This is a genomic window from Variovorax sp. 20P10.2.4, assembly GCF_058244205.1.
Genome location: NZ_JBZAYE010000228.1, coordinates 1 through 10,456, shown reverse-complemented (window position 1 = coordinate 10,456; position 10,456 = coordinate 1). Strand labels below are relative to the sequence as shown.

General features: G+C 70.4%; 8 protein-coding genes. 2 read left to right on the top strand and 6 right to left on the bottom strand.

Going from position 1 to position 10,456, the window contains the following annotated elements; genetic code table 11:
• Nucleotides 1-66: 66 nt before the first annotated feature.
• The 5 genes from efeO to AC27VN_RS20820 all read right to left on the bottom strand — a co-directional run bounded on the left by efeO (nucleotide 67) and on the right by AC27VN_RS20820 (nucleotide 6,230).
• Nucleotides 67-1,257: an iron uptake system protein EfeO gene (gene efeO / locus AC27VN_RS20840; protein WP_490877734.1), complete on the bottom strand. Its 1,191-nt coding sequence runs from the start codon at nucleotides 1,255-1,257 to the stop codon at nucleotides 67-69.
• 9 nt (nucleotides 1,258-1,266) lie between these two features.
• Nucleotides 1,267-2,100, bottom strand: coding sequence for an iron uptake transporter permease EfeU (gene efeU, locus AC27VN_RS20835; protein WP_490877733.1), 834 nt, complete (start codon nucleotides 2,098-2,100; stop codon nucleotides 1,267-1,269).
• A 168-nt stretch (nucleotides 2,101-2,268) separates the two neighbouring features.
• Nucleotides 2,269-2,730, bottom strand: a complete 462-nt coding sequence (locus AC27VN_RS20830; RefSeq protein WP_490877732.1) for a metallophosphoesterase family protein — start codon at nucleotides 2,728-2,730, stop codon at nucleotides 2,269-2,271.
• A 5-nt stretch (nucleotides 2,731-2,735) separates the two neighbouring features.
• Nucleotides 2,736-5,612 (bottom strand): aconitate hydratase, encoded by a 2,877-nt coding sequence (locus AC27VN_RS20825; RefSeq protein ID WP_296780213.1) that lies wholly within the window; start codon nucleotides 5,610-5,612, stop codon nucleotides 2,736-2,738.
• Between the two features lie 192 nt (nucleotides 5,613-5,804).
• Nucleotides 5,805-6,230: a hypothetical protein gene (locus tag AC27VN_RS20820; RefSeq protein WP_398498891.1), complete on the bottom strand. Its 426-nt coding sequence runs from the start codon at nucleotides 6,228-6,230 to the stop codon at nucleotides 5,805-5,807.
• A gap of 139 nt (nucleotides 6,231-6,369) precedes the next feature.
• Here AC27VN_RS20820 and AC27VN_RS20815 point away from each other — a divergent pair, with 139 nt between their 5' ends.
• Entirely contained in the window at nucleotides 6,370-7,233 is an 864-nt protein-coding gene (locus AC27VN_RS20815; RefSeq protein ID WP_093348805.1) for a helix-turn-helix domain-containing protein, read from the top strand.
• Here the strand turns inward: AC27VN_RS20815 and AC27VN_RS20810 are convergent.
• Nucleotides 7,121-9,406, bottom strand: a complete 2,286-nt coding sequence (locus tag AC27VN_RS20810) for an acyl-CoA dehydrogenase (protein ID WP_490877731.1) — start codon at nucleotides 9,404-9,406, stop codon at nucleotides 7,121-7,123. The two genes, AC27VN_RS20815 and AC27VN_RS20810, sit on opposite strands and share 113 nt — an antisense overlap.
• A 168-nt stretch (nucleotides 9,407-9,574) precedes the next feature.
• Between AC27VN_RS20810 and AC27VN_RS20805 the strand changes: the two genes are divergently transcribed.
• Nucleotides 9,575-10,456: MerR family transcriptional regulator (locus tag AC27VN_RS20805; RefSeq protein ID WP_490877730.1), on the top strand; the 882-nt coding region annotated here is incomplete at its 3' end.

Genomic DNA, 10,456 nt, shown 5'->3' with positions numbered 1-10,456 from the left:
GCGGGTGGCCCGTCGGTGGGGAGGGATTCGTTCTTCGTGGTCATGGGAGGTCGGTCGGCGGCAGGCTCATTCCAGGCCGAGCGCGGCATTCACCTTGGCCAGTTCCTCGGCCAGCGCGCGCACGGGTTCGGCCAGGGCCTTGCGCTGCGCCTCGTCGAGCGACGCGGGCTTGAAGCCCTCGCCTTCGCGGTACGGCGCGAGCGCGGCGTCGAAGGCGGCGAAGCGTTCGTCCACGCTCTTCTGCAGCGCGGGCGCCGCCTTCACCAGCAGCGGCTGCAGCAGGTCGGCGATCTTCTTCGTGCCTTCGTAGCTGCCCTGCAGGTTCGCGAGTTCGGCATGGCCGTAATGGTCCTCGCCGCCCGCGGGCAGGTTGTCGGCCACGCGGCGCAGCAGCTTCGAGGCCGAGCTCGCGAGCCGCTCGGGCGGCATGTTCAGGCCGCGCAGCCGTTCCTTGAGCACGCCGATGTCGGCGATCAGTTGCGCCACCACCGGAGTCAAGGACTTCAGGTCGTTCTGGTCGTACAGCGCGTACTCGATGCGGTGGAAGCCCGTGAAGCCGGCATCGGCCTCGCGCTTCTCGAAGTAGTCGGCGCGCGCGTTGATGCGCGTGTCGAGGTCGGCGAACAGCTCGGCCATCGGCTCGATGCGCTTGTAGGCCAGGTGGGCGGGCGCATAGAGTGCCCTCGCCTGCTGCAGGTCGCCGGCCTGGACCGCGTCGGACAGCGCGCGCACCGCGTCCTCGAGCGTGCCGGCCTCCAGGCGCAGGAAGGTCTGGTACTCGGCCAGCGCGCCCACGTAGTTGACCAGCGAGGGCCGCGCCGCCTCGGCCTCGGAGGCGGCCGAGGGCGTCACGCGCAGCTTGCCGCGCGGGTTGCTCAGCAGGCCGCAGGTGATCGCGAAATCGCCCGGCTGCAGCTTCACCGTCATGGTCTGCGAGAAGCCCGGCGCGATGTTCTCGCGCTCCTCCACCACCATCACGCCATCGAGGATCTCCCACTCGAGCGCGCGGTTCGACTGGTTGACGATGGTGAAGGTGGTGCGCCCGGCCGGCACCGTGATCTCGTTGGGCTCGCAGACATTGCCGCGGATCGTGACGGTGACCGCGTTGTCGGCGGCCTTCGGCGGCGCCTGGCGCGCGTGGTTGGAGGCATACCAGAAGGCCGCGAGGCCGGCGAGCGCCAGCAGGGCCGACGCGGCGACCGCCGCGCGCATCAGGTTGGAAGAAGCGGCCTTGGGTTCGGGAGAGGAAGGGGACATCGAGGGGTTTCAGCCGGCCGCAGCCGCGCGCGGCGCCGGCACGGCCGGACGCAGGAAGAAGAACAGGGCGACGGCCAGGAAGGCCAGGTAGACGACGACCTCGCCCACCACTGGCGCGGCCTGGTAGCCGAGCAGGCCCGACAGCACGGCGCCCAGCGGGCTGTCCATCGGCAGGGTCTCGCTCATGTCGAAGACCACCGTCTGCAGGTGGTTCCAGACGCCGCCCTCGTGCAGCTTGCGCAGCACGCCGGCCAGCAGGCCCGCGGCCACCAGCAGGATGAACAGGCCGGTGAAGCGGAAGAAGCGCCGCAGGTCGAGCCGCACGCCGCCCGAGTAGAGGCCGTAGCCGACCACCACCGACACCGCGATGCCGGCAAGCGCGCCCACGGGCGCTTCCCAGCCGCTGCTCTGCTGGAAGATCGCGAGCAGGAAGAACACCGACTCCAGGCCCTCGCGCGCGACCGCGAGGAACACCATGCCGATCAGCGCCCAGCCCTGGCCGTCCGAGCCCTTGGCGAGCGCCTGGTCGATCGAGGCCTGCAGCTCGCCCTTGATCGAGCGCGCGGCCTTGCGCATCCAGAACACCATCGAGGTCAGCATCACCACCGCGATCAGCCCGACCACGCCCTCGAACAGCTCCTGCTGCTTCTGCGGGAATTCGGCCGCGAGCAGTTGCAGCCCGGCGCCCGCGAACAGCGACAGCGCGGTGGCCAGCAGCACGCCGACCCACACCGCGGGCATCAGCGCGCCGCGCCCGCTCTGCTGGAGGTAACTGGCGACGATGCCGACGATCAGCGCGGCTTCGATGCCTTCGCGCAGCATGATGAGAAAGGGGATGAGCATCGGCTTCGGAATTCAGGGCGAGAGGAGCCCTCCGGAACCGGCGCGATCAGCGGCGCTGCATGTCGGCTCCCCGGAGGAGCGGACGAGGATAACCCATCAAACAAGAACCATTCTCATCTGATGGGCTTTTCTTACCGAATGGTAATGAAAGCCCTGTGACAGGCAGGGTCAGACCGCCAGTTCGACGATGCGCGCGTCGACCGCGCCACCCTCGATCCGCAGCTCGGCAACGGCGATCGGCAGGCTGAAGCGCCGCGGCCCCGCGCTGCCCGGGTTCACGTAGAGCACGCCGCCGCGTTCCTCGATCCTGGGCTTGTGCGAATGGCCCGAGATCACCACGCGCACGCCGGTCGCGGCCGGGTCGATGGCGAGCTGCGCGAGATCGTGAATGGCATAGAGATGCACGCCGCCGAAGGCCACGCGCTCGGTCTCGGCAATGCCCTCGGCCCAGGCCTCGCGGTCGTTGTTGCCGCGCACCACGGTCAGCGGCGCGATCGCGCGCAGGGCCTCGAGGATGGCGGGACTGCCGATGTCGCCGCCGTGCACGATGAAGTCGCAGCCCTGCAGGGCCGCCACGGCCTGCGGGCGCAGCAGGCCGTGGGTGTCGGAGATCAGTCCGACGCGCGTCACCGAAATCAGGCGGCCAGCAGCTGCCGCAGCACGAACGGCAGGATGCCGCCGTGCTTGTAGTAGTCGACCTCGATCGGCGTGTCGATGCGCAGGCGCACCGTCACCTCCTGGTGCGTGCCGTCGGGGCGGTGCACGACCAGCTTCACGTCCATCTGCGGCTTGAGCTCGCCGCCGATCACCACGTCGATCTGCTCGTCGCCCGTGAGGCCCAGCGTCTGCCAGGAATCGGCGCCGCGGAACTGCAGCGGCAGCACGCCCATGCCGACCAGGTTGGCGCGGTGGATGCGCTCGAAGCTGCGCGCCACCACGGCCTTGATGCCCAGCAGCTGCGTGCCCTTGGCGGCCCAGTCGCGCGACGAGCCGGTGCCGTACTCCTCGCCGCCGAACACCACCGTGGGCGTGCCCTGGGCGATGTACTTCATGGCCGCGTCGTAGATGAACATCTTCTCGTTGCCGGGCTGGAACAGCGTGACGCCGCCCTCCTCCTGCGTGCCGTTGGCGTCCGGCGGAATCATCAGGTTCTTGATGCGCACGTTGGCGAAGGTGCCGCGCATCATCACGTCGTGGTTGCCGCGGCGCGAGCCGTAGCTGTTGAAGTCGGCCTTGGGCACGCCGTGCGCCTTGAGCCAGATGCCCGCGGGCGAGCTTTCCTTGATCGAGCCGGCCGGCGAGATGTGGTCGGTGGTGATCGAGTCGCCGAACAGCGCCATGATGCGCGCGCCCTTGAAGCCCGCGTCCGAGGCGTGCGGCTTCATCTTGAAGCCCTCGAAGAACGGCGGCTCGGCGATGTAGGTCGAGGTGGGCCAGTCGTAGACCTGGCCCGTGGTGCCCTTGATGCTGCTCCAGAACTTGCCCGGGTCGGTCTTGACCTTGTCGTAGTTGGCGCGGAACGACTTGGCGTTCATCGCGAAGCGCAGGTTCTGGTCGATCTCCTTCGGCGTGGGCCAGATGTCGCCGAGGTAGACGTCCTTGCCGCCCTTGCCCTTGCCCACCGGCTGGGTCATCAGGTCGACCATCACGTTGCCCGCGATCGCGAAGGCCACCACCAGCGGCGGCGAGGCCAGGAAGTTGGCCTTGAGGTTCGGATGGATGCGCGCCTCGAAGTTGCGGTTGCCCGAGAGCACGGCCGCGCCGATCAGGTCGTTCTTGGTGATGATCTCGTTGATCTCGGGCGTGAGGTCGCCCGCGTTGCCGATGCAGGTGGTGCAGCCGTAGCCCGCGAGGTAGAAGCCCAGCTTCTCGAGGTAGGGCAGCAGGCCGGCCTTCTCGAGGTACTCGGTCACGATGCGCGAGCCGGGCGCCAGCGAGGTCTTGACGTGCGGCTTGACCGAGAGGCCGGCTTCCACCGCCTTCTTGGCCAACAGGCCCGCGGCCAGCATCACGCTCGGATTCGAGGTGTTGGTGCACGAGGTGATGGCGGCGATCAGCACGTCGCCGTTGCCGATGGTCACCTCGCCCTTGGACTTGGACGGCGCCGCCGGCGCGGTGGCGCTCACGTGCGCGGCCGCCTTGGTCGTGCGGTTGGCCACCATCTCGACCAGGTCGCGCGGCGCGCCCGGCGCGGGCGCGGCGGTCTCCTCGTCGTTGCCGGCGCCGGCCGGCGCGAGCGGATAGCGCAGCTTGAGCTTGTCGGCCGGCTGGTTGAAGCCGTTGGCGTCGTTGGGCTTGCTGTAGAGCTCGGAGAACTTGGTCGACAGGTGGCCCAGATCGATGCGGTCCTGCGGCCGCTTCGGGCCGGCCAGGCTCGGCGAGACGGTGCCGAGGTCGAGGCGCACGACCTTGGTGTAGTCGATGTCGCCGGGGTTGGGCATGCCGAACAGGCCCTGCGCCTTGTAGTAGGCCTCGAAGCGCTCGACCTCCTCCTTGGTGCGGCCGGTGCCCTCGAAGTAGGCGACCGTCATCTCGTCGACCGGGAAGAAGCCCATGGTGGCGCCGTACTCGGGCGCCATGTTGCCGATGGTGGCGCGGTCGGGCACGGCGATCGAGGCGGCGCCCGGGCCGAAGAACTCGACGAACTTGCCCACCACCTTCTCGGCGCGCAGGATCGCGGTGACGAACAGCACCAGGTCGGTGGCGGTCACGCCCTCGCGCAGCTTGCCGGTGAGCTCGAAGCCCACCACGTCGGGCGTGAGCATGTAGACCGGCTGGCCCAGCATCGCGGCCTCGGCCTCGATGCCGCCCACGCCCCAGCCGACCACGCCCACGCCGTTGATCATGGTGGTGTGGCTGTCGGTGCCGACCAGCGAGTCGGGGTAGTAGACCGGGACCTCGCCCTTGTCGTTCGGGTTCGAATAGACGCCGCGCGCGAAGTACTCGAGGTTGACCTGGTGCACGATGCCGAAGCCCGGCGGCACGACGCGGAAGGTGTCGAAGGCCTGCATGCCCCACTTCATGAACTGGTAGCGCTCGTTGTTGCGCTGGAACTCGAGCTTCATGTTGAGGTCGAGCGCCTTGGGCGTGCCGTAGTAGTCGACCATCACCGAGTGGTCGACCACCAGGTCGACCGGCACCAGCGGCTCGATGGTCTTGGGCGACTTGCCGAGCTTGGCGGCCACGCTGCGCATGGCGGCCAGGTCGGCCAGCAGCGGCACGCCGGTGAAGTCCTGCAGCACCACGCGGGTCACGACGAAGGGGATCTCGTCGGTGCGCTCGGCGTTCGGCGCCCAGTGGGCCAGTTCCTCGACGTGCTTGGCCGACACCTTCTGGCCGTCGCAATTGCGCAGCACCGACTCGAGCACGATGCGGATCGACACCGGCAGCCGATCGACGCTCGGATGCTGCTTGGCCAGCTCCTTGAGGGACCAGTACTTGCCGGCCTTGCCCGATGCGGTCTTGAAGGTCTTGAGGGTGGACGCAAAGGCGTGAGCCGGTGCTTTGGCCATGTGTGGGACTCCTTGGGGAATGTGTTCGTGAAGCGCCTCAAAGGTTAGCAGGGATGAATGTCAATTGCTGTAGTCAGGCATCGCATCGGCGGGGGCGAAAGGCCATGGCGGCCATTGACAAAAAGGCCTCCCGCGTGGCCACGAAAAAGGCGCCCTCGCGGGGCGCCTCGGCAGTCTGCTGGCGGGAGACGGTCAGGCCAGCGCCATCCGCGCCATCGGCCGGCTCGCGCGCAGCCCGCTCCATTGCAGCTCGGCCAGCACCAGCACGCACACCGCCTGCGCCAGCACCCAGGCCACGCCCAGCGCGGTCACCGGGAACAGGCCACCGGCCAGCAAGGCGGCGCAGGCCACGGCCCAGCCCAGGTTGCCGAGCATGACCACGCCGATCAGCGTGCGCGGCGGGGTGGCGCGGCTGGCCATGAAGGCGGCGGCGGCGGCATAGGCCAGCAGGAACACGCCGGTGCCCAGCAGCAGCGCGGCCGGCAGGCCGGTGAGACGGGCCAGGGTGTCGGTGAAAGCGACCTGCAGCGCGCCGGTGCCGGCGCAGGAGGCGGCGTCGGCCCACATCACGCGGGGCAGGAAACGCGGCGAGGCGAAGAGCGTGGAACGTGCGGTCATGAGGTTTCTCCTTCGGTTCGGGTGGTACGCCGCAGAACAGTCCTGCTGCGTTGGGGTCGATGATTCCGGGACCGGCGCACAGCGTCCATGACCTGCCAGGTCATGGCGATGCGCGGCCCGCGCGCCAGAATGCGGCCCCATGAACACCCCCCGCCCCCACCCCACGAAGCCCGGCCAGCCGGGCGCGCGCGATCCCTTCGGCGTGCACCTGCGGCACTGGCGCACGCACCGCCGCCTGAGCCAGCTCGACCTGGCGCAGGAGGCCGAGGTCTCGACCCGGCACCTGAGCTACGTGGAAACCGGCCGCGCCGCCCCCAGCCGAGAGATGGTGCTGCGGCTGGCCGAGCGGCTGGACGTGCCGCTGCGCGAACGCAACGCGCTGCTGGTGGCCGCGGGCTTCGCGCCCATGTACCGCCAGCGCTCGCTCGACGACCCGGCCATGGCCTCGGCGCGCCGCGCGGTCGACCTGGTGCTCAAGGGCCACGAACCCTTCCCCGCGCTGGCGGTGGACCGCCACTGGAACCTGGTGGCCTACAACGCGCTGGTGCCGCTGTTGATGGAAGGCGCGTCGGCCGAGCTGGTGACGCCGCCGGTCAACGTGCTGCGCCTGAGCCTGCGGCCCGACGGGCTGGCCTCGCGCATCGCCAACCTCGCGCAATGGCGCGCCCACCTGCTCGAGCGGCTGCAGCAGCAGATCGCGGCCACCGGCGACCGCGTGCTGGTCGAGCTGCACGACGAGCTCGCGGCCTACCCCGTGCCCCACGTCGGCCACGACACCCCGCCCGCGGGCGGCGAGCTGTCGGGCGTGGTGGTGCCGTTCCAGCTCGTGACGCCGAACGGCGTGCTGAGCTTCATCAGCACCACCACCATCTTCGGCACGCCGGTGGACATCACGTTGCAGGAACTCGCGGTGGAGTCGTTCTTTCCGGCCGATGCGCAGACGGCGGCGGCCCTGCCGGCGCTGGTTGCGCAGGCGAAGGCGCAGGCTGGCGCGGCGGGCTGAGCGCGCCCTCGCCCGCCTCGTCTTCGTCGCGCGCCTTCGGCCCCGGCACGTCGTCGACCTGGATCACCTTGTCGGCCGCGCGCAGATAGGCCAGCGCGAGCGCCGGATCGGCCGCCGTGCGGGCCGCGGCCTCGAGCGAGTTCGTGCGCCGCAGCACCTTGTTGAGGGCCGCGGTTTCCTCGCCGAGCCGGTCGCCGAGTTCCAGCGCGCTCATCAGGTCGCGCAGGCCGCCGGCCGCGGGTTCGCTGAGATCGGGCACCAGCCGCTCGACCACGTCGGGCCGGGTGCGCAGCGTCTCGGCCAGCGCCAGCAGCTGCACGTCGCGCAGCGGCGCCAGGTGCGCGGTGCGCCGCAGCACCAGCGCGCCGATGAAGCGCCGGCCCGGCGTGGGCAGGTTGGCATAGAGGTCGTGCAGGATCGCCGCCGCCTGGTCGAGCTGCACGCGGATCGCGGCCTGCGCGAAGGGCAGCATCTCGGGCGCTGCCTCCACGCCATAGCGCCAGACGCAGGCGCTCGCCAGGTACAGGTGGGCCAGCACGTCGCCGAGCCGCGCCGACAGCAGTTCCATGCGCTTGAGCTTGCCGCCGAGCATGCCCATGGCGAGGTCGGCGGTGAGCGCGTACTTGGCGCTCATGCGCGCGATCAGCCGGGCCTCGGACGCCAAGGCCTCGGGCGGGCGGCCCAGCACCGGCGCGCCGAACAGGCTGTGCCAGAGGTTGCGCGCCACGTGCCCGCCATGCGCCATCAGCGCCTTGCCGAGCGCGGTCTCGTCGTTGGCCTGCACCGCGGCCATCTCGTCGAGCACGTGCGGATGGCAGCGCACCGCGCCCTGGCCGAACACGATCAGCGCGCGCGTGAGGATGTTGGCGCCCTCCACCGTGATCGCGATCGGCGCCTGCCTGTAGGCCACGCCCAGCAGGTTCGAGGGGCCTGAAATGATGCCCTTGCCGCCGAGGATGTCCATGCCGTGGTTGACCGCGCGCCGGCCGGCCTCGGTCAATTGCACCTTGAGGATCGCGCTCGCCACGCTGGGCCGCTCGCCGGCATCGAGCGCGCAGGCGGTGAAGCGGCGCGCGGCATCGCTCGCATAGAGCTCGGCCGACATCTGGGCCACCAGCCCCGCCACCGCGTGGAACTTGCCGACCGGCAGGCCGAACTGCTCGCGGATGCGGCCATAGCCGTTGCTCACGAACAGCGCGGTCTGCTGCATCGCCGAGCCGAGCGCGGGCAGCGAGATGGCGCGGCCCGCGGCCAGGCACTCCATCAGCATGCGCCAGCCCTGGCCGACCTGCGGCTCGCCGCCGATCACCCAGTCCATCGGCACGAAGACCTGGCGGCCGTGGATGGGGCCGTTCATGAAGGCGCTGTCCATCGGGCGATGGCGCCGGCCGATCTCCATGCCCGCGTGCGGCACCGGGATCAGCGCGCAGGTGATGCCGAGATCGCGCCGGCCCTCGGGCCGGCTCTGGTCGACCGCGTGGAAGGCCAGGCCGACCACGGTGGCCACGGGCGCCAGCGTGATGTAGCGCTTGTCGAAGTCGACCAGGAAGCCGCGCGTTGGCCGGCCCTCGAACTCGCGCTCCACCAGCACGCCGCGGTCGGGGATCGAGGCGGCGTCGGAGCCCGCGTAGGGCGAGGTCAGGCCGAAGCACGGCAGCTCGCGGCCATCGGCCAGGCGCGGCAGGTAGTGCTGCTTCTGGCGGTCGGTGCCGTAGCGCAGCAGCAGCTCGGCCGGACCGAGCGAGTTGGGCACCATCACCGTGACCGCGGTCGCGACGTTGACGGTGGCGATGCGCGCCACCACCGTGGCATGGGCGTGGTGACCGAAGCCCAGGCCGCCGAATTCCTCGGGAATGATCATCCCGAAGAAGCGCTGCTCGCGCAGGTAGCGCCACACCTCGGGCGGCAGGTCCTTTGCCTCGTCGATCGCATGGTCGTCGAGCATCGCGCACAGCGTGCGCACCTCGCGGTCGATGAAGGCCTGTTCGCGCTCGGTCAGCCGGTTGGGCCCGAAGGCGGCGAGCGCGTCGAAATCGGGGCGGCCGGCGAACAGCTGGCCTTCGAAGCCGACGGTGCCCGCTTCGAGCGCGGCGCGTTCGGTGTCGCCCAGCGGCGGCAGCGCCTTCGAGAAAGGCTTCATGGCCCAGCGGCCGATCAACGAGGCCAGCGGCATGCGTGTCTCCTTCGCCGCGAGGCAGGCGCGCGGCGCTCGACCATGGTGCGACCGGGGCGGCCCGAGGCCGGCCGGCCGAGGGCGACCGCGCGTGTCGGAGACGGGCTCGCGTTCCCCGCGCTCCGCAACGCTTGACCCTCCACCCGGTGGAGACGCTACAACCCGCCCATGAACGTCAAACGACTGCTTTCCATCGGCGAGATCGCCAAGCTCAGCGGCGTGTCGGTGCGGCGCATCCGGTTCTATTCGGACGCGGGCCTGCTGCCGCCCGCGGCGCGCAGCGAGGCCAACTACCGCGGCTACACCCACGACGACGTGGCGCGGCTGGACCTGATCCGTTCGCTGCGCGACGCCGGCATCGGGCTCGAGACCATCGGGCGGACGCTGTCGGAAGGCCTGTCGCTCACCGATGTTCTGACGATCCGCCTCCAGGCCCTGGAGGCGGAAATCGCTTCCCGCCGCCGCATCGCCGCCGTGCTGCGCGCGACGCTGGCCGACGAGAAGCAGCCCACCGAAACCTCGCTACGGAGACTCTGGACCGTGACCACCCTTTCGAACACCCGCCTTCGCCAGACCATCGAGAACTTCTACGACCAGGTGGCCGCCGGCGCCCGCATGGGCGACGACTGGAAGCGCCAGATGGTCGATGCCGCCACGCCCGAACTGCCGGCCGAACCCACGCCCGCACAGATCGACGCCTGGACCGAACTGGCCGCCATGCTCGGCGACCCGGCCTTCATCGCGAGCATGCGCGCCGAGGCGGCCGGCATGTGGAATGGCGAATTCGATCCCGCCGCCTATGCGCAAGCGGCCAACGCCACGCTGGCCCGCGTGCGCGCCGCGATCGCCGCGCGCACCGAGCCCGCGTCGGAAACCGGCCGGGCCATCGCGCAGGACTGGCTCGCGGCCTCGGCGAAGGCCATGCGCCGCGCGCCCGACGAAGAATTTCTCGCCTGGCAGCTGGGGCAATACCGCAAGCACCACGCGCGTTCGACGCGCTACCAGGAACTGATGGCCGTGCTGCGCGGCGAGGATGCCGGCGCGGCCGCC

Coding starts and splice junctions, on each gene's coding strand:
- efeO (WP_490877734.1), bottom strand. CDS start 1,257: ATGTCCCCTTCCTCTCCCGAACCCAAGGCCGCTTCTTCCAACCTGATG.
- efeU (WP_490877733.1), bottom strand. CDS start 2,100: ATGCTCATCCCCTTTCTCATCATGCTGCGCGAAGGCATCGAAGCCGCG.
- AC27VN_RS20825 (WP_296780213.1), bottom strand. CDS start 5,612: ATGGCCAAAGCACCGGCTCACGCCTTTGCGTCCACCCTCAAGACCTTC.
- AC27VN_RS20820 (WP_398498891.1), bottom strand. CDS start 6,230: ATGACCGCACGTTCCACGCTCTTCGCCTCGCCGCGTTTCCTGCCCCGC.
- AC27VN_RS20815 (WP_093348805.1), top strand. CDS start 6,370: ATGAACACCCCCCGCCCCCACCCCACGAAGCCCGGCCAGCCGGGCGCG.
- AC27VN_RS20810 (WP_490877731.1), bottom strand. CDS start 9,406: ATGCCGCTGGCCTCGTTGATCGGCCGCTGGGCCATGAAGCCTTTCTCG.